We start from the raw sequence: 20,333 nt of genomic DNA on the forward strand, positions 1-20,333 counted from the left end.
TTATGAAAATATTGTAAATCCATGAGATTTTATAGTATACTGGGTACGAAATATGTCCTGTTATCTTTCAGCGCCTTATCAGCGCCATCCAATATAGATACAGAGTAAAATTTGAAAGGGGAAAATATGAAAATCGGTTTTGACAACGAAAAGTATCTGAAAATGCAGTCTGAACACATTCGTGACCGAATCAGCAAATTCGACAACAAACTTTACCTTGAATTCGGAGGAAAACTTTTTGACGATTATCACGCCTCCCGCGTGCTGCCGGGTTTTGCTCCCGACAGTAAGCTCAGACTTTTAAAAGAGCTCAGCGATCAGGCTGAAATTGTCATCGTCATCAGCGCGAAAGACATCGAAAAAAACAAGATCCGAGGGGATCTCGGCATCACTTACGATACAGATGTTCTCCGTCTGATCCAGACATACAGAGATCAGGGGCTCTATGTTGGAAGTGTCACGATTACCCAGTTCTCCGGCCAGGAAAGTGCGCTTCTCTTTAAAAACAGGCTGGAAAATCTGGACATCCCGGTATATCTTCATTATATTATTCCTGGTTATCCGTCAAATGTACCGCTTATTATCAGCGAAGAGGGATATGGAAAAAATGACTATATCGAGACCTCCCGCCCACTTGTAATTGTAACGGCGCCGGGACCGGGAAGCGGCAAGATGGCCACCTGCCTTTCACAGCTCTATCACGAGCACAAAAGAGGCATTCATGCAGGTTATGCCAAGTTTGAGACATTCCCTGTCTGGAACCTTCCGCTCAAACACCCGGTCAATCTGGCTTATGAAGCGGCGACAGCCGACTTAAATGACGTAAACATGATCGATCCTTACCACTTGGAAGCTTACGGGGAGACAACCGTCAACTACAACCGCGATGTGGAAATATTCCCTGTATTAAATACGATCTTTGAAAAAATCTACGGAGAAAGCCCTTATAAGTCGCCGACGGATATGGGCGTAAACATGGCCGGAAAATGCATCTGCGACGATGAAGTGTGCCGTGAGGCTTCCCGTCAGGAAATCATCCGCCGCTACTATGCCGCCCTTAATGCTCTTGTAAAAGGGGACAGCTCTGATAAAGAAGCCCAGAAGATCGAACTTCTTATGAACATGGCGGGAATTACCATTGCGGACCGCAAAGTAGCTGTCGAAGCACAGAAACGTGCAAAAGAAACCGGCGGTCCGGCAGCTGCACTGGAACTGGAGGACGGTACGATCGTGACCGGAAAGACCACAAACCTTCTGGGGGCCTCCGCTGCCCTGCTTCTCAATGTACTGAAACTGCTTGCCGGTATCGATCACGAGGTGCATATCATCTCTCCAAACTCAATCGAACCGATCCAGAAACTGAAAGTAGACTATTTAAAAAGCAAGAATCCAAGACTTCACACAGACGAAGTGCTGATTGCCCTCTCAGCCAGCGCTGCGGAAAATCCGCAGGCACGTCTGGCCCTCTCTCAGCTGCCGAAACTTGAAGGATGCCAGGCGCACACTTCTGTCATGCTCTCGGACGTAGACATTAAAATATTCAAAAAGCTGGGCGTACAGCTTACCAGTGAGGCAGTATTCGAACATATACTTCTCTCATAAAAAAGTACTGTACTTTCTCTGGTTTATGTTGTATACTATATAGGTATTGTTTCAGACAGTCTGACTATATGTATGGACAGGTCACAATGGCGTTACCTTCCATTCATAGTCAGACTGTACTCTTTTTTAAGAATCAATTAATACCGTTCAGCAGATAGTTTATTGACAGGAGGGCATCTATTATGGCAGTTAAATACGTATTTGTCACCGGCGGCGTTGTGTCCGGATTGGGAAAAGGAATCACGGCTGCATCTCTCGGGCGTCTCTTAAAAGCCCGTGGGTATACCGTCACTATGCAGAAATTTGATCCTTATATCAACATCGATCCCGGTACAATGAATCCAGTCCAGCACGGAGAGGTTTTCGTCACAGACGACGGCGCTGAAACCGATCTTGATCTGGGGCATTATGAAAGATTCATAGACGAGAGTCTTACTAAGAATTCCAACGTCACGACCGGAAAGATCTACTGGTCCGTACTCCAGAAAGAGCGCCGCGGCGACTTCGGCGGCGGCACCGTACAGGTCATTCCTCATATTACAAATGAGATCAAAAGCAAATTCTACCGGAACCCTGCTGCTAAAGGCACTGAAATCGCCATTATCGAGGTCGGAGGCACAGTCGGGGATATTGAGAGTCAGCCTTTTCTCGAATCAATCCGTCAATTTCAGCATGAGAAGGGGCCGGAGAACGTCATCCTCATCCACGTAACACTGATCCCGTATCTGAAAGCTTCCCAGGAGATGAAAACAAAGCCGACACAGGCAAGCGTCAAGGAACTTCAGGGGATGGGAATCCAGCCGGATATAATCGTGTGCCGCTCCGAATATCCTCTCGATACCGGCATGAAAGACAAGATTTCTCTGTTCTGCAACCTGCCGGCAAGCCATGTGCTCCAAAATCTGGATGTAGAATATCTCTATGAAGCTCCGCTCGCTATGGAGAAAGAGCATCTTGCACAGGTTGTATGCGAATGTCTCCATCTTGACTGCCCTGAGCCGGATCTGAAAGACTGGATCGAGATGGTAGAAAACCTGCGCCATCCCACTCAGGAAGTAACTGTCGCTCTTGTAGGAAAATATATCCAGCTGCACGATGCATACATCAGCGTTGTAGAGGCGTTAAAGCACGGCGGTATCTACTCTCACACTACTGTAAATATCAAATGGATTGATTCCGAGACAGTAACCGCAGACAACGTGGATGAACTCTTCTCTGATGTAAGCGGTATCCTTGTTCCCGGCGGCTTCGGTCACAGAGGGATTGAGGGTAAAATCACTGCCATACAGTATGCCCGCACTCATGATATCCCCTTTCTCGGGCTGTGTCTGGGCATGCAGCTTGCTATTGTGGAATTTGCCAGAAACGTCATCGGATATAATGACGCCCACAGTATGGAGTTGAAACCCGATACCACTCATCCGGTCATCCATATCATGCCTGATCAGATTGGTGTCGAAGATATCGGCGGAACACTCCGCCTTGGTGCTTATCCGTGTGTACTCAAAAAAGGCTCTCTGGCAGAGAAGCTGTACGGTACAAACGAGATCAGCGAACGCCACCGCCACCGTTATGAAGTAAACAACGATTACCGCGAAGTACTGGAGAAGCACGGCATGTCTCTGTGCGGTCTTTCCCCTGACAGCCGTATCGTCGAGATGATCGAAATTCCGGCTCACCCGTGGTTTATCGCTACTCAGGCTCATCCTGAACTCAAATCCAGACCGAACAGGCCGCATCCGCTTTTCAAAGGATTTGTTGAAGCCGCTCTAAAAAAACAGAACAAATAACAGCAGAAGATCAGCGCCCCTGTTCATCAGGATGCGCTGATCTCCTCATTTTCAAATAACTCTTCTACTACTTTTTCATAAACCGCACATTTCTCTGCCTTTTTAATTTTCTTCGCATATTTTTTATAATCAGTGAAACAAGGGGCGAGATATGTCCAGAGTTCTTTCATCTTATATAGTATCGTCCGGTCACCGGACATCTCTTCACAGTACCCCGCATACAGCAGATCGTGAAACCGCCGCAGTTCTTCCTTTCCCGCCGCGCTGCCTCCCCGGATCCTGCGCGCAAGTGCCGGATCAGCCATCACTCCCCTCCCCGTCATGATCCGATCGACAGACGGCTGCAGCCCCGCGAATCTCTCATAATCATCCGGAGTAAAAATATCTCCGTTATAACATACCGGATTTCTGCTCTTTGGCAGAATTTCCGAAAACAGTTCCAGATTCGGTGTATTTTTATAAAAATCTTTCTGCACGCGCGGATGGATGATCAGCTCTTCCATCGGGTATTTATTGTATATTTCCAGCAGATGATAGAATTCTTCCGGTTCTTCCATTCCAAGTCTTGTCTTAATCGAGATCCGAATGTCACATTTTTCGAATATCTCGTCAAGAAAGGCATCCAGTCTGTCCGGGTATGCAAGGAATCCTGCGCCCCTCCCCTTTGTAACTACTGTCTTGGATGGGCAGCCCAGGTTCAAATTAATCTCTTCGTATCCGTATTCTTTCAGTTTGGCGGCAGTCCGTATAAAATCCTCCGGTTTGTTCGTGAGTATCTGGGGTACCGTATACATTCCTTCGTTGTGTGCAGGAAGGATATCCTTTTTCTCTCTGGCGCTGAAATGTCCCATCTGATTTGGCCGGATAAACGGCACGAAATATTTGTCAAATCCGCCGAAGCATTTGTAAAGGGCACTGCGGAAAATCCAGCCCGTAATTCCCTCCAGCGGAGCAAGATATAGTCTCATAATACTCTCTCTTTCTCTGTAAATTAATGTAGCATACAATACATACGCAACAATTCAGCTCACACCATTTGCAAATCTGAACTATTACATGATACGTTATTACAGGGGATAACTTCTTGTCAAGCAGAAAATGATATGCTAAGATGGTCAGCAGGGTATAATGATTGAAACAAGGAGTGAGACTATGCATACAATAAGAAAATTCATAGACTACTATGCACCATATAAAGCAGTCTTTTTTATCGACCTTATCTGTGCTGCTTTTATCAGTATCGTGGATCTCGCATATCCCCAGATCCTGCGTACTATGACAAATACACTTTTCACAAAAGACAGCCACATTATCCTCGGCACGCTGCCCTGGATTGCCCTCGGGCTTCTGATCATGTACATCATCCAGAGCTTATGTAAGTATTATGTAAGCTATCAGGGGCATATGATGGGAGCCAACATGGAACGTGACATGCGCCAGCAGCTCTTCGATCACTATGAAAAGCTCTCATTTTCCTATTACAGCCGGAACAATTCCGGACAGATGATGAGCAAGCTTGTATCTGACCTGTTCGATATTGCAGAGTTTGCCCACCATGGTCCGGAGAACCTGTTTATTTCCGTAGTAAAGATTGTCGGCTCTTTCATTTTTCTATTCCTCATTAACTGGAGACTGGCTCTTCCTCTTGTCGTGCTCGTACTGTGCATGTTTATCTTCTCCTTCCGCCAGAATCAGCGGATGCAGGAGACCTTTATGGAAAACCGCAGGAAAATAGGTGACGTCAACTCAAGTCTCCAGGACACACTGGCCGGCATCCGTGTTGTTCAGTCTTTTGCCAACGAAGACATAGAACGTGAGAAATTCAGAAAAAGTAACCACGCCTTCCTCATTTCCAAAAAGAATAATTACAGCTGCATGGGAAATTTCATGGGATGGAACTTATTCTTTCAGGGAATGATGTATCTCGTTACCCTCGTATTCGGCGGCTGGCTTATCGCTCATGATATGATGAATGTGACAGATCTGGCAATGTACGCCCTGTACATCGGCATTTTTATCAGCCCCATCCAGATTCTGGTGGAACTGATTGAAATGATGCAGAAGGGGCTGGCAGGATTCCGCCGTTTCCTCGATGTAATGGAGACAGAGCCGGAAATTGTAGATGCTCCGGATGCGAAACCTCTTACTGATGTAAAAGGCCGTGTCTGCTACGAGGATGTCTCCTTCCATTACAGCGATGACGAGACTCCTGTGCTCTCCCATGTATCCTTCGAAATCCCGGCCGGAAAATCTATTGCTCTCGTCGGACCATCAGGCAGCGGAAAGACAACTATATGCTCCCTTCTGCCGAGATTCTATGACGTGACCGGAGGCCGGATAACGATCGATGGCAAGGATGTGCGTACACTCGGACTTAAAAGTCTGAGAAGTCAAATTGGTATGGTACAGCAGGATGTCTACCTCTTCTCTGGCACTATCCGGGAAAACATCGCGTACGGAAAACCCGGCGCATCCATGGAGGAAATCATAGAAGCCGCAAAACGCGCCAATATCCATGACTTCATCGAAGAACTTCCTGACGGCTATGACACCTTTGTCGGCGAACGCGGCGCCCGCCTCTCCGGAGGACAAAAGCAACGCATCTCCATCGCCCGTGTGTTCCTGAAGAATCCGCCCATTCTTGTCCTCGATGAGGCGACCAGCGCACTCGACAACGAGAGTGAGCGCTGGATCCAGCAGAGCCTGGAAGAACTTTCCGAAGGCCGTACTACCATAACTATCGCTCACCGGCTTTCCACAATCCGAAACGCCGATGAGATCATCGTAATCACTGAAGACGGCATCGCCGAACGCGGGACACATGAAACACTGTTGAAGAAAAACGGAATATATGCACACTACTATAACATGTAGATGAATTCCGGATTTATCGTACTGGCTGATAGTACAGAAAACGTCCGAAATACAGCAATATACAGCGACCTGACTTGCGTGTACGCAGGCGGAGAAAAAGGTTGATCCCGGCTCCGGTTACAGGAAATAACTCAAAGTAACAAAGCAGGAAAATGGTTAAAAGCAAGTGAAAAAATGACGAACTCGCAAGCTCAGACAGCATCATTTTTTCACTTAACACCATTTCCCTGCTTTTAACTTTTCCTAATTTCCTTCCACAGTCGCCGTTCTCAATCTTTTTCTTCCTCTGCGTAAGGTGCATCAGAGCGGCTGTAACCGTCCATTTTGACGTTTTACCGACTAACAGACCAACCCGAAAATCCTCATACAAACAGGAGGAAGTCGGCGCTTTTTCGTAAATGGTTGATAATTCTACAATTATTTCCTTAATCTTTTTATGTCAGATAGATAACCGACTCCGGTTATGGAGATTTCTGGTTCCGCTTGTCTATTTTATATCTGCAGAAATAATTCCATGTCAAGCCCTTGCCCGTAAACGGGTGCTTTGCAGGCTTGACATGGAATTATCCTGCAGATAAGTATTAATCAAGCGGACCAGAAATCAAAGCGGCTCGAATTCGCCCCCACAGCTTAACTAATACTATATCAGCCAGGATTTATGAAATCTTAGTTAAGAAAGATCCGGCTTTGTTCCTTCCGTCAGAAATTCGATTTTCGGGATGGGAAAGAAAGCAGCCGGGAGGTATGTATTGTGTACGCACCGTTGGAGCGGCGTCGGCATTTAGAGCGCGTTTTCTGCGCTCTTATGTACCGCTACGCCGCGACCGAGTGAAAACGTGTGCGCTAACAATACATACCTCCCGGCGGACTCTTTCTCAGTCAGATAAATCCGGAATTTTAATTCCAGAAATCCGTCTTGCTTTGAAGCCCGATATCTTTTGCCCGGAATACGGGATTCTTCCCTTCTTTTTTCTGTTTCATGTAATCTTTCATGCATCGAAGCGCGGGACCTCCGAGTATGATGATAACCGGCAGGTTGATAAGCGCCAGGAATCCCATGATGACGTCTGCCGTGCTCCATGCCACGCTGAATTCCATCAATGCTCCACCGAACACAACGATGGTAGCTATAGCGCGCAGTCCGATGAGGAGTGCCTTGTTTGGCTTTTTATCACACAGATAGCCAAGCCCCATCTCCGCGTAGAAGAAATTCCCGATCAGTGTTGTAAATGCAAACAGGAACAGTGCGATCGTGATAAATGTAATACCGATCTCTCCTAAAGCAGCCTCCGCGGCAGCCTGTACCCATGGCATCCCTTTTAGTGACTCGCTCGGAGCGACTCCGGAACAAAGCAGCAGGAATGATGTTGCCGAGCAGATTACGATCGTATCGATAAATACAGAGAGCATCTGCACCAGTCCCTGTTTGACAGGATGAGACACAGAAGCGCTGGCAGCCGCATTTGGAGCGGAACCGACGCCTGCTTCATTGGAGAAGAGCCCACGCTTGATTCCGTGCATCACACAGGAACCGGTGAATCCGCCGAAGATTGCCGGAAGATCAAATGCATTTGAAAAAATATCGGCAAACATGCGCGGAATCAGTTCAAAATGCGTGATGACAACAAAGAGCGCCAGCGCGAGATAGAAAATTCCCATTGCAGGCACGAGGATTCCCGTGATTTTTGAAATCTGCTTACTGCCGCCGCAGATACAGATGCAGAAAATCACGGCCAGGATCCCTCCGATAACTGCCGGCGACCACGATTCATTGAAGAAGCTGTATGCCCGGAATGTATCGATAATATTAAAAGACGCTACAAGATTAAAGCCGACCATATATGTGAGGATCAACAGTATGGCGAAAAGTGCGCCCAGCCATCTTCTCTTCAGTACTGCCTGAATATAGTAAGCAGGGCCTCCGTAGCATGTGCCGTCTTCGGCCTTTCTCTTATAGATCTGTGCCAGTGTGCTCTCAATAAAAGCAGACGCGCTGCCGAGAAGTGCAGTGATCCACATCCAGAATACAGCGCCCGGACCGCCCAGGCAGATAGCGGTTGAGATTCCGGCGATATTTCCGGTGCCGACGCGCGATGCAGTGGATACCATCAGTGCCTGAAAGGATGAAAGCCCGTTTTCGTCCTCTTTCGGTTCCATGACAACCCGGATGGATTCCCGCAGCATGCGGAACTGTACAAAATGCGTCCTGATCGAGAAGTAAATGCCTGTACCAAGGAGCAGGATGATCAGAATATAGCTGTACAAAAGATCACTCAGTGTGTTGATGATTTGTGCAAACAATATGTGGTCCTCTCTTTCCTTTTCTTTTTGTGCTGCATCCGCTGTGAAGCGGAGTGTTTCTTTATGATGTATTATATTTTCTCCAGTATTTCCCACAGGATACAGCCTGATATATTATATAGAACAGAGCATTGGTTGTCCAGAGCGGATGTGACAGTTCAGCCAGCGTTATTCGCAAAGGCGCACTGACTGAACTGTTACGGGCAGATAGACTTTGCAACCCATCGTGTATTGTGTTATCCTATAATATAATGTTGGGGGCAAAGGCCCCAACCATTAAGTGAGACAATCAGGAGGAATTGATCGTGAAGTTAAATAAACTACTGGAACGTCTGGACTACGAAGTGGTACAGGGTAGTGATGAAATTGAGATCACGACGCTGATCAATGATTCGCGAAAGGTGGAGAATGGTTCTGCCTTTGTATGTATCAGCGGCGCGGTGTCCGACGGGCATAAGTTCATCCCGGATGTAGCAGCGAAAGGCGCGGCGGCTGTTATCGTGGAGCGCGAGGCGGAAGCGCCGGAAAATGTGACGGTGATCCGCGTGAAGGATACGAGATATGCGCTCGCCCTTATGTCGGCGGCTTATTTCGGATATCCGGCTGAGAAGCTGAAAGTTATTGGCATTACGGGGACTAAGGGAAAGACAACGACGACATATATGATCAAGTCGATCCTCGACAGTGTAGGGTACAATGTGGGGCTGATCGGAACGATAGAGGCGATCATCGGGGATAAGAGGATTCCGGCGGCGAATACAACGCCTGAGTCTTATACGATCCAACAGTATTTTGCACAGATGGTAGAGGCAGGATGCGACTGTGTCGTGATGGAAGTTTCATCCCAGGGACTGATGCTCCATCGGACAGCGGGGATTCCGTTTGAGATCGGGATCTTCACTAATCTGGGCAAGGACCACATCGGTCCGAACGAGCACAAGGATTTTGATGATTACAAGCGCTGTAAAGGCCTTCTGTTCAAACAGTGCAGGCTTGGCATTGCAAATGTAGACGACAAGTATTTCCATGATGTATTCCAGGGTGCGACATGCCGTACGGAGACGTTCGGCTTCTCAGAGGAGGCGGATCTGCGGGCGGAGAATGTACAGCTTGTCTCCAGACCGGGATATCTGGGAGTTGCCTATCATGTGGCAGGCCTGATGGACTTTGATGTGGAGATCGATATTCCGGGCACATTCAGTGTATATAATTCGCTGACGGCGATCTCGGTATGCCGTCACTTCAACGTGCCGGTAGAGAAGATCAAAGATGCACTCAAGAAAGCGAAAGTAAAAGGCCGTATTGAGATGATCAAGGTGTCAGATGAATTTACCCTGATGATCGATTACGCGCACAATGCCATGAGTCTTGAGAGTCTTCTTACTACATTGAAAGAGTACAATCCGAAACGGCTCGTCTGCCTCTTCGGATGCGGGGGCAACCGTTCAAAAGACCGCCGGTACGAGATGGGCGAGGTGTCCGGAAGGCTGGCAGATCTTACGATCATTACCTCAGACAATCCGAGGTTCGAGGAACCTCAGGCGATCATTGATGATATTAAGATCGGTATCGGGAAGACAGACGGAAAATATGTGGAGATCTGCGACCGGAAAGAGGCGATCAAATATGCGATCGAAAACGGTCAGCCGGGCGACGTGATCGTCCTGGCAGGAAAAGGACATGAGGATTATCAGGAGATCAAAGGTGTGAAATATCCCATGGATGAACGTGTGCTGATCGCGGAAGTTTTAGAAGAGCTGGCAGAGGAAAAGAAACAGGAAGTGTGACCAATTGTTTGCAGATGTTATCGTAGATATACAGCATGAAAAACTGGATAAGATCTTCCAGTACCGGATTCCGGCTTCCATGGAAGACCGTCTGGAGCCGGGCATGGAAGTGCTCGTTCCGTTCGGAAAGGGAAACAGACAGATCAAAGGCTATGTGACAGGCATCTCTGAAACGTGTGATTATGATCTCTCAAAAGTGAAGGAAATCATTGAGATTCCGGAGAGAGGGATGGAGATCGAGGCAAAGCTTGTTGCTCTTGCTGCCTGGATGAAAGCAAATTACGGCGGCACGATGATCCAGTCGCTGAAGACCGTCCTTCCCATCAAGCAGAAAGAGAATGCCAAAGTGAAGAAGAGGCTGCGGCTCCTGCTCGATGAGGAGACAGGAAAGCGCCAGCTCCATTATTACCTGGAGAAGAATCAGAAGGCGCGCGCCAGGCTGATGGCGGCGCTTCTGGATGATCATCTTCTGGAATATGAGCTGGTGACGAAGAAGCTGAATATCACTATGCCGGTCATCCGGGCCCTTGAAGAGCAGGGGGTGCTTGCTGTCGAGACGGAACAGGTATTCCGCACGCCTGTAAAGCAGACGGAACAGAAGGCACAGCAAATCACGTATACGCCGGAACAGCAAAATGTGATCGAATGTTTCCGGCAAGACTATACGGAAGGGCTGCGGAAGACCTATCTGATCCATGGCGTGACCGGGAGCGGAAAGACAGAAGTCTACATGGAGATGATCCGCACAGTCGTGGATCAGGGCAAACAGGCGATCGTACTCATCCCTGAGATCGCTCTGACCTATCAGACGGTGATGCGTTTCTACAGGAGATTCGGCAACCGGGTGGCTATCATGAATTCCCGGCTGTCGGCGGGGGAAAGGTACGATCAGATGATGCGGGCGAAAGCGGGGCAGGTAGATGTAATGATCGGTCCCAGATCTGCCCTTTTCACACCATTTCCGGATCTGGGGCTCATCGTCATAGACGAGGAGCATGAGCCTACCTACAAGAGCGAGCAGACGCCCCGATATCATGCCAGGGAGACCGCTATACGCCGGGCAGAGACGGAAGGAGCCAGCGTAGTGCTCGGAAGTGCCACTCCGTCCATGGAGGCCATGTACCGCGCAAAGCGCGGAGAGTATGTACTCTTTGAGATGAAGAACCGTTCACGGATGCAGCAGATGGCAGAAGTATACACTGTCGATATGCGGGAAGAATTAAAGAATGGGAACCGTTCCATCCTCAGTATAAAGCTGAAAGAGCTGATGGAGGACCGGCTGGAGAAGGGGGAGCAGATCATGCTCTTCCTGAACAGAAGAGGATATTCGGGTTTTATCTCCTGTCGGGAATGCGGCCATGTGGTGAAGTGTCCTCACTGCGATGTGTCGCTCTCAGTCCACAGAGACGGGAAGATGCGCTGCCACTATTGCGGGTACGAACAGCCGAAGATCACGGTGTGCCCGGAGTGCGGCTCACGGTACATCGGGGAGTTCCGCGCGGGCACCCAGCAGATCGAGGATATGGTGCGGGAGACATTTCCGCAGGCGAGAGTGCTCCGGATGGACATGGATACGACGAGACAGAAGGATGCTCATGAGAAGATACTTTCTGCGTTTGCCAATGAAGAGGCGGACGTTCTCGTGGGAACACAGATGATTGTGAAAGGCCATGATTTCCCGAATGTGACGCTTGTGGGCGTGCTGGCAGCAGATATGTCGCTCTATACAGGTGATTACCGTTCCGGGGAGCGCACGTTCCAGCTCCTGACACAGGCGGCGGGCCGGGCAGGCCGCGGAGAGAGGCCCGGCGAGGCGGTGATCCAGACGTACGACCCGTCTCATTATGCCATCGAGACAGCGGCGAAACAGGACTATAAGGCGTTTTATGAGGAAGAGATCCGGTATCGTGAACTGATGGGGTATCCGCCGGCGGAACAGCTCCTGGCGGTGTTCGTCTCCGGTGAGGACGAAGCACTTCTGGAGAAAGGCTGTCATTATCTCAGGGAATATATCCTGAGAGTGATCAGACATTTGTCCGGTGCGGGAAGTATCAAGGGTGGAAGTCCGGACGTACAGACTGACAGAACAGGCGCGTATGCGGCAGGTGTCATCGGCCCTGCGAGTCCGGGGATCGATAAGATCAAGGATGTCTACCGGAGAGTGATTTATGTCAAGGCGGAGCGGTATGACATTCTGGTAGGGATAAAGGACAGAGTCGAGAAATATATTGAGATAAATTCCGGTTTTGACAGGATGCGGATTCAGTTTGATTTTAATCCGATGTAAGATGATGTTGGGGCAAAAACCTCCAACTATATACAGAGAAAATATACAATAAAAAGGAGAAAATTATGGCAATCAGACAGGTAAGAGAAATTGGAGATGACATACTGACAAAACAGTGCAAGGATGTACCGAGGATGACACTTCGCACGAAGATCCTGATTGGGGATATGCTGGAGACAATGTACGAGTATCACGGAGTCGGCCTTGCCGCACCGCAGGTAGGAGTCCTGAAACGGATCGTTGTCATCGATGTGGGCGAAGGACCGATCGTTCTGATCAATCCTGAGATCGTCGAGACATCAGGCGAGCAGACCGGAGAGGAAGGATGCCTGAGCGTGCCAGGGAAATGGGGGATCGTGACAAGACCGAATCATGTGAAGGTGCGCGCTCTCGATCAGGAGATGAACCCGATCGAACTGGAAGGAGAAGGACTTCTGGCAAGGGCATTCTGCCATGAGATCGATCATCTCTCGGGACAGCTCTATGTGGATAAGACAGAGGACGGACTTCACGATGTAACATACGACAATGAGGAAGATGAAGGAGAAGAAGAAACGGAGGAATAGTCAGATGCGTGTAATATTTATGGGTACCCCGGATTTCTCCGTGGGAACACTGGAAGCTCTGATCGCGGCGGGACACGACGTCTGCCTGGCAGTGACACAGCCGGATAAGCCGAAAGGAAGAGGCGGAAAGATGCAGTATACGCCCGTCAAGGAGAAAGCGCTGTTCTATGATATACCGGTGTATCAGCCGAAGAGAGTGCGTGATCCCGAGTGTGTAGAAGAACTGCGGAAATATAAAGCGGACGTGATCGTGGTCATTGCTTTCGGACAGATTTTACCAAAATCTATCCTCGAGCTGACGCCTTATGGCTGCATCAATGTACACGCATCTCTGCTCCCGAAATACAGAGGCGCCGCCCCGATCCAGTGGGCGGTCATCGACGGTGAGAGCGTCAGCGGCGTGACGACTATGCAGATGGACGAGGGGCTGGATACCGGAGATATGATCATGAAGACGGAAGTGCCGATCGCGGCGGATGAGACCGGGGAAAGTCTCCATGATAAGCTGGCGGCAGCAGGCGCGGCCCTCTGTGTGAAGACTCTGAAAGCACTGGAGGACGGGACTGCCGTGCATGAGAAACAGGGAGAGAGCCCTACGGCTTATGCTAAAATGCTCACAAAGGAACTGGGGAATATTGACTGGACACAGCCGGCGGTCAAGATCGAACGGCTTATCCGTGGCTTAAATTCATGGCCGGGTACTTACAGCCATTGGAACGGGAAGGTGATGAAGATCTGGCGCGCCGAAGCATATACAGCAGAAGAAGGCGTGAAGTATGTACAGGGGACGGCAGGCGCAGAAGAGTCCGCGCAGCCCGGAACAGTGCTGTCTGTAGGTAAGAACGACTTTACGGTTCAGACCGGTGACGGTGTTTTGCGTATCCTGGAAGTACAGATGCCGGGCAAGAAGAGAATGGAGACAGGGGCTTTCCTGAGGGGGAATGCGATGGAACCGGGAGATGTTCTCACACAGGAGTGACATCAGGGCGTGAAAGCAGACTTTCGGTTCTCGTGATTTCAGGAGGTTGATCTTATGTTTTACTATTACTATGACTGGACATATATACTTGTACTGATCGGGGCGCTGATCTGTATTGCGGCGTCGGCCAGGGTGAAAAGTGTTTTCAACAGGTATTCGACAGTGCGCAGCCACACAGGCATGACGGGACGTGAGGCGGCGGAACAGATCCTGCGCAGGAACGGGATCTATGATGTGCAGGTGGTCCATATAGCGGGAAATCTGACGGATCATTATAATCCGGGCAATAAGACACTCGGACTTTCGGATACGGTCTACAACTCCGCGTCTGTCGCGGCCATCGGCGTGGCAGCGCACGAATGCGGGCATGCGGTACAGCACGCTACGGGCTATGCTCCGCTCTCTATCCGGGGAGCGCTGGTACCGGTGGCGAATTTCGGATCTATGGCGGCGTGGCCGCTGATCATCATCGGCCTGTTTATGAACGGAGAGACGTCGGCGTTTTTGATCAATCTTGGCATACTGCTTTTTTCGGCGGCAGTGCTCTTTCAGCTCGTGACCCTGCCGGTGGAATTCAACGCGTCGAACCGCGCAGTGAAAGTACTTGAATCGTCAGGGATGCTCTATCCCGATGAGGTGGGATCGGTAAAGAAAGTTCTGGGTGCCGCAGCTCTTACTTACGTGGCGAGCGCTGCTTCTATGATCCTGCAGCTTCTGCGTCTCATCATTTTGACAGGAGGAAGAAGGCGGAATGACTAAACCGGTAAATGAACGGGAGATCGTACTTGAAGTTCTCCTGGAAATTACAGAGAAGGGACAGTTCAGCCATATTATTTTAAGAGATGTGCTCTGGAAATATCAGTATCTCGAGAAGCGGGAGAGAGCGTTTATCACCCGGGTGACCGAGGGGACACTGGAGCACATGATCGAGATCGATTATATACTGGACCGATTCTCAAAAGTAAAAGTGAAAAAGATGAAGCCTGTGATCCGGGCGATCTTAAGGAGTGCGGTATATCAGCTCAAATATATGGACAGTGTGCCGGACAGCGCAGTGTGCAATGAAGCGGTAAAGCTGGCGGCCAGAAAAGGCTTTTCCGGATTAAAAGGATATGTAAACGGAGTGCTCCGGAGTGTGGCGAGAGGAATTGACAGTGTGCAGTATCCGAAAGAGAAGATGGAGGAACTGTCTGTGAGATATTCCTGTCCGGAGTGGGTGCTGGATCTGTGGAGCGGATCATATGATATAGAAGTGATCGAGATGATGCTGCGCGATTTCCAGAAGGAGAAACCGGTCACGATCCGGTGCTGTCTGAACCGCACTACGCCGGACGAACTGAAAAAACGGCTGGAGGCAGAAGGCGTGAAAGCAGAAATTCATCCGTATCTGCCTTATGCGTTTCAAATTTCAGGATATGATCATCTGAATGATCTTGAAACTTTTCAGGACGGATTGTTTGTCGTGCAGGATATCAGTTCTATGTTAGTGGCAGAGATCGCGGCTCCGTCCGCAGGGGCACAGGTGCTCGACGTATGCGCAGCGCCCGGAGGAAAAGCTCTCCATGTGGCCGAGAAGCTGTTCCTGGCGGAAGCTGTCTGCGGGGATGCAGCCTGCGCCGGGAACAAAAGCGGCGGCGGAGCCGCGGCCGGATGCGGAATTGAAGACCAGATGCCTCCGGGCCATGTGGAGGCCCGGGATCTGACTGAGCTGAAAGTGGATCTGATCCGGGAAAATATTGAGCGAACAGGACTTCCCAATATTACAGCTGTGTGCCGGGACGCATCTGTGCCCGACGAGACAGCGGCAGAGAGTGCGGACATTGTGATCGCGGATCTGCCATGTTCCGGGCTGGGAGTGATCGGGAAGAAGCCGGATTTAAGATATAAGGCGTCCCCGGACGGGATTGACAGTCTGGTCCGTCTGCAGAGGCAGATTTTAAGCTGCGCGCAGGATTATGTAAAACCGGGCGGAACCCTCGTCTATAGTACCTGTACAGTGAATCCGGCGGAGAATATGGACAACGTGCACTGGCTCATGGAACAGTATCCGGAGTTTATCCTGGATGACATCCGTGGGAAACTCTGCCCGGAACTGCGTGACAACGTCATGGAGAACGGATGCATCCAGCTCCTGCCGGGTGTACATAAGAGCGACGGGTTTTTCATTGCAAGACTGGTGAGAAAGATAGAAAGCGAAGGAAGTCGGAATATATGAAAAAAGATATCCGGTCATATGGATATACAGAACTGAAGAAAGAGATGGAACATCTCGGGGAGAAAGCGTTCCGCACTAAACAGGTCTATGACTGGCTGCATGTGAAGCTTGCGGACAGTTTTGATGAGATGACGAATCTCTCTCTGAAACTGCGGGAGAGACTGAAAGAAGAGTATGAGATCTATCCGGTGGTCATGGAGGAGCGTCAGATATCGAAGCTTGACGGGACGAATAAGTTCCTGTTCCGTCTCTGTGACGGAAATATGATAGAGAGTGTACTTATGAAGTATAAGCACGGCAATTCTGTGTGCATCTCTTCACAGGCGGGCTGCAGGATGGGATGCGCCTTCTGTGCGTCTACCATCGGGGGACTGAAAAGGAACCTGTATGTATCCGAGATGCTCGGACAGATTTATCAGATCCAGAAGATCACGGGAGAGCGTGTGTCCAATGTGGTGATCATGGGCACCGGGGAGCCGCTTGATAACTATGATAATTTCGTAAAGTTCATCCGCATGCTGACGGATGAACACGGACTGAATATCAGCCAGAGAAATGTGACGGTATCTACCTGCGGCATCGTGCCCAATATGCTCCGCCTGGCGGATGAGGGATTCCAGATCACGCTCGCCCTCTCCCTGCACGGCTCTACTCAGGAAAAGCGGCGGAAGCTTATGCCGGTGGCAAATAAGTATGAGCTCACGGATGTACTCGCAGCCTGTGATACATACTTTGAGAAGACAGGGCGCAGAGTGACATTTGAGTACAGTCTTGTGCACGGTGTCAATGACAGGGACGAAGATGTGCGGGAACTGAGTGCGATTTTGAAGCCGAGAAACTGCCATCTGAACCTGATACCGGTCAATCCGGTAAGGGAAAGACAATTTGTGCGTCCGAGCAGGGAAAATGCCCTGAATTTCAAAAATAAACTTGAAAAAAGCGGAATAAATGTTACTATAAGAAGGGAAATGGGCTCTGATATTGACGGGGCCTGTGGACAGCTCAGACGCCGTTATGTGCGATAAGCGCGGAAAAACAGCCGCTGTGCCTGCACGAGCGGAGATTTGACGAACGACGGGATATAAGGAGAAAGATATGAGGACATTTTCTATTACAGATGTGGGAATGGTACGACAAGTGAATCAGGATTATGTCTATACGACAGACAGACCTCTGGGTATTCTCCAGAATCTTTTCGTAGTTGCTGACGGAATGGGCGGACATCAGGCGGGAGATTATGCCTCAAAATATACAGTGGAAGTACTGCAGCGGGAACTGGAGATGAGCGAGGGGGAAGACGTGGAGAAGTGCCTCGTCAAAGCCATCAAGACAGCAAACCGCGAGATCATCAGAGAGGCGTCCCGGGATGAACATTTGAAGGGAATGGGGACAACAGTAGTAGCTGCAACGATCATGAACCAGATGATGTATTTCGCAAATGTGGGGGACAGTCGTCTGTACCTGATCAATCAGGGAATCCAGCAGTTGACAAAAGACCATTCACTGGTAGAGGAGATGGTGAGACTCGGAGGCATTAAACCCGAGGAAGCCAAGCACCATCCGGATAAGAATATCATTACAAGGGCTATCGGCGCCAAGGCCGATGTGGACGTGGATTTTTACGAGCACCGTCTGAAACGGGGAGACATTATATTGATGTGTACAGACGGTCTGAGCAATATGGTCGAGGATGAAGAACTCTTCCATATCGTCCAGGGCGGCAGGGATATCGTGGAAGCCGGCCAGGCTCTTGTGGACGCTGCAAAGGAAAATGGCGGTACGGACAATATAGGGGTTGTCCTGGTAGAACCGTTCGCAGATGAGGTGAGTGTATTATGATTAAAGAAGGAGTTATTTTAGGGAAACGATATGAGATACTGGGCCGTATCGGCAGCGGAGGTATGGCGGATGTCTATAAAGGCAAAGACCATAAGCTGAACCGGTATGTGGCGATCAAAGTGCTGAAAAGTGATTACCGTTCCGACGAGGTGTTTATCAAGAAGTTTTTAAGCGAGGCCCAGGCAGCAGCCGGGCTGATGCATCCGAATGTAGTAAATGTCTATGACGTCGGCCAGGACCGCGGGCTTTATTATATGGTCATGGAACTGGTAGAAGGGATCACGCTGAAAGACTATATTGAGAAAAAAGGAAGGATTTCAGCGAAGGAGACAGTCAGTATTGCAATCCAGATGGTGACAGGTCTCCAGGCAGCTCACAACCATCATATCATCCACAGGGATATCAAACCGCAGAATATAATTATTTCAAAAGACGGGAAAGTAAAAGTAACCGATTTCGGTATTGCGCGGGCAACTACGTCTACTCAGACGATCAGTACAAGCGTGATGGGATCGGTCCATTATACGTCTCCTGAACAGGCCAGAGGAGGGGTTGTCGATCAGAAGAGCGATATTTATTCTATAGGAATTACTCTGTATGAGATGGTGACAGGGCATGTGCCATTTGACGGGGATTCCACTGTGTCTGTGGCGCTGAAACATCTGCAGGAGCAGATCGCCTCCCCGGCAGAGGAAGTGCAGGATCTTCCGTACAGTCTGGAGTGCATCATAATGAAATGTACCCAGAAAAACCCAAATCTCCGTTACCATGACTGTGCGTCACTGCTTCTTGATCTGAAGCGGTCGCTGGTCGATCCGGACGGAGATTTCGTCGTGCCCGGAGCAGGCGCCGGAGCAGATACTGACCGTACGGTCGTCATGTCCACAGAAGAACTGGAGAGGGTGCAGCAGCGGCAGTACGATCAGAACGATGATGATGAGTACGACGATGATGACGAATATGATGATGACGAATACGACGACGATGATGATGACGATGACTATGACAGAAGGCGCCAGGACCGCAGACGTAAGAATAATGTGAATTCTGATACGAAGCGGATCATGAAGATCCTTATGATCGTGGCCGGAGTTGTGGTGGCGCTGCTTGTTCTTTTCCTCGTGGCAAATGCGGCCGGCTTCTTCAGCGGACCGGGACTACTTACACAGAATGAGACCGAGATGGTGGAGGTGCCGGATCTGAGAGGAATGACAGAGGAAGAGGCAAGAGAGGAGCTTAAAGGAACGGGGCTCGGACTGGACGTTGAGAATGAGGCGCAGCCGTCTAATCAGTATGAGGAAGGCGAGATCATGAGTCAGGATCCGGAGCCGGGTAAAGAAGTAGAGGCACACACAACGATCACTGTTGTTTTAAGCAGCGGAGAAGAAGCCAAGATGACGGAAGTTCCGGACGTAGTCGGCAGGAGCGAGGCTGAAGCAGAGAAGATGATCCAGGATGCAAACCTCATCGTACGTCATGATTCGGATTACAGCAGCGAAGTCGAGGAAGGAGATGTCATCTCAAGCGATCCTAAAGGCGGAACAGAAGTGGAAGAAGGAACTGAGGTGACGATCGTGATCAGCCTCGGGGCCGAGCAGGCAACTGTGCCGGATCTTAGGAACAGGACTGCATCGGAAGCAGAGTCGGCGCTTGCGGATGCAGGCTTAAGCGGCAGCGCGAGCGAGGAATACAGCGACAGCGTGCCGGAAGGACAGGTTATTTCACAGGGCATTGATCCCGGGGAGAAAGTTGAGAAAGGAACAACAGTATCCTATGTTGTCAGCCTCGGGGCAGAGACAAAATATGTCACTGTGCCGGGACTTGGCGGATATAAAGAAGCGGATGCCAGAGCGAGACTTGAAAACGCGGGGCTGAGCGTCGGGAATGTGAGCTATGCTTACAGCAGTACTGTGGGAGAAGGGTATGTTATCGACCAGACAGCAAGCCCGGGAAGCTCCGTGGAGGAAGGCACTTCCGTAGGATTTACAGTCAGTCTCGGACCGGAATCACAGCCGGAGGATCCATCCGGCGGTGACGGTACGGATACCGGAGACGGCACAGAGACACAGTCAGATTGATCTCCGGAGAATTGT

The 20,333-nt window shown here is 49.8% G+C and carries 14 protein-coding genes; 12 read left to right on the forward strand and 2 right to left on the reverse strand.

Translation table 11 applies throughout. The features are described from left to right. Positions 1–126: 126 nt before the first annotated feature. The gene (locus FNY66_RS00325) at positions 127–1,602 is read left to right on the forward strand and encodes a DUF1846 domain-containing protein (protein ID WP_087151045.1); all 1,476 of its coding nucleotides are present in this window, start codon (positions 127–129) and stop codon (positions 1,600–1,602) included. Between the two features lie 182 nt (positions 1,603–1,784). Further along, the gene (locus tag FNY66_RS00330) at positions 1,785–3,392 is read left to right on the forward strand and encodes a CTP synthase (RefSeq protein WP_150309943.1); all 1,608 of its coding nucleotides are present in this window, start codon (positions 1,785–1,787) and stop codon (positions 3,390–3,392) included. Between the two features lie 26 nt (positions 3,393–3,418). Here FNY66_RS00330 and FNY66_RS00335 read toward each other — a convergent pair whose 3' ends face one another. Next, complete coding sequence (locus tag FNY66_RS00335; RefSeq protein WP_150309944.1) at positions 3,419–4,360, reverse strand: tRNA dihydrouridine synthase; 942 nt, start codon at positions 4,358–4,360, stop codon at positions 3,419–3,421. Positions 4,361–4,544: 184 nt separating this feature from the next. On the opposite strand from FNY66_RS00335, the gene FNY66_RS00340 reads away from it, so the two are divergent. Continuing rightward, the gene (locus tag FNY66_RS00340) at positions 4,545–6,266 is read left to right on the forward strand and encodes an ABC transporter ATP-binding protein (RefSeq protein WP_087151042.1); all 1,722 of its coding nucleotides are present in this window, start codon (positions 4,545–4,547) and stop codon (positions 6,264–6,266) included. Between the two features lie 897 nt (positions 6,267–7,163). On the opposite strand, the gene FNY66_RS00345 is transcribed toward FNY66_RS00340, so the two are convergent. Further along, positions 7,164–8,567: an alanine/glycine:cation symporter family protein gene (locus tag FNY66_RS00345; protein WP_150309945.1), complete on the reverse strand. Its 1,404-nt coding sequence runs from the start codon at positions 8,565–8,567 to the stop codon at positions 7,164–7,166. Positions 8,568–8,872: 305 nt separating this feature from the next. Here FNY66_RS00345 and FNY66_RS00350 point away from each other — a divergent pair, with 305 nt between their 5' ends. The 9 genes from FNY66_RS00350 to pknB all read left to right on the forward strand — a co-directional run bounded on the left by FNY66_RS00350 (position 8,873) and on the right by pknB (position 20,318). Next, positions 8,873–10,354 (forward strand): UDP-N-acetylmuramoyl-L-alanyl-D-glutamate--2,6-diaminopimelate ligase, encoded by a 1,482-nt coding sequence (locus tag FNY66_RS00350; protein WP_087151036.1) that lies wholly within the window; start codon positions 8,873–8,875, stop codon positions 10,352–10,354. 4 nt (positions 10,355–10,358) lie between these two features. Then, positions 10,359–12,641: a replication restart helicase PriA gene (priA, locus tag FNY66_RS00355; RefSeq protein ID WP_150309946.1), complete on the forward strand. Its 2,283-nt coding sequence runs from the start codon at positions 10,359–10,361 to the stop codon at positions 12,639–12,641. A gap of 65 nt (positions 12,642–12,706) precedes the next feature. Beyond that, positions 12,707–13,207 (forward strand): peptide deformylase, encoded by a 501-nt coding sequence (gene def / locus FNY66_RS00360; RefSeq protein WP_150309947.1) that lies wholly within the window; start codon positions 12,707–12,709, stop codon positions 13,205–13,207. 4 nt (positions 13,208–13,211) lie between these two features. Next, a complete protein-coding gene (fmt, locus tag FNY66_RS00365) occupies positions 13,212–14,186 on the forward strand; it encodes a methionyl-tRNA formyltransferase (RefSeq protein WP_150309948.1) in 975 nt (324 codons plus the stop codon). A 54-nt stretch (positions 14,187–14,240) separates the two neighbouring features. Beyond that, the gene (locus FNY66_RS00370) at positions 14,241–14,945 is read left to right on the forward strand and encodes a zinc metallopeptidase (RefSeq protein ID WP_150309949.1); all 705 of its coding nucleotides are present in this window, start codon (positions 14,241–14,243) and stop codon (positions 14,943–14,945) included. Beyond that, positions 14,938–16,401, forward strand: a complete 1,464-nt coding sequence (rsmB, locus tag FNY66_RS00375) for a 16S rRNA (cytosine(967)-C(5))-methyltransferase RsmB (protein ID WP_150309950.1) — start codon at positions 14,938–14,940, stop codon at positions 16,399–16,401. Before FNY66_RS00370 ends, rsmB begins: the two co-directional genes overlap by 8 nt. After that, a complete protein-coding gene (rlmN, locus tag FNY66_RS00380; RefSeq protein ID WP_087151030.1) occupies positions 16,398–17,426 on the forward strand; it encodes a 23S rRNA (adenine(2503)-C(2))-methyltransferase RlmN in 1,029 nt (342 codons plus the stop codon). Before rsmB ends, rlmN begins: the two co-directional genes overlap by 4 nt. Before the next feature lie 70 nt (positions 17,427–17,496). Beyond that, a complete protein-coding gene (locus FNY66_RS00385; protein ID WP_087151029.1) occupies positions 17,497–18,240 on the forward strand; it encodes a Stp1/IreP family PP2C-type Ser/Thr phosphatase in 744 nt (247 codons plus the stop codon). Beyond that, positions 18,237–20,318, forward strand: a complete 2,082-nt coding sequence (gene pknB, locus FNY66_RS00390) for a Stk1 family PASTA domain-containing Ser/Thr kinase (protein ID WP_150309951.1) — start codon at positions 18,237–18,239, stop codon at positions 20,316–20,318. Before FNY66_RS00385 ends, pknB begins: the two co-directional genes overlap by 4 nt. Positions 20,319–20,333: the final 15 nt, after the last annotated feature.

It is taken from the genome of Mediterraneibacter catenae (genome assembly GCF_008691045.1).
Lineage (GTDB): Bacteria > Bacillota > Clostridia > Lachnospirales > Lachnospiraceae > Mediterraneibacter > Mediterraneibacter ornithocaccae.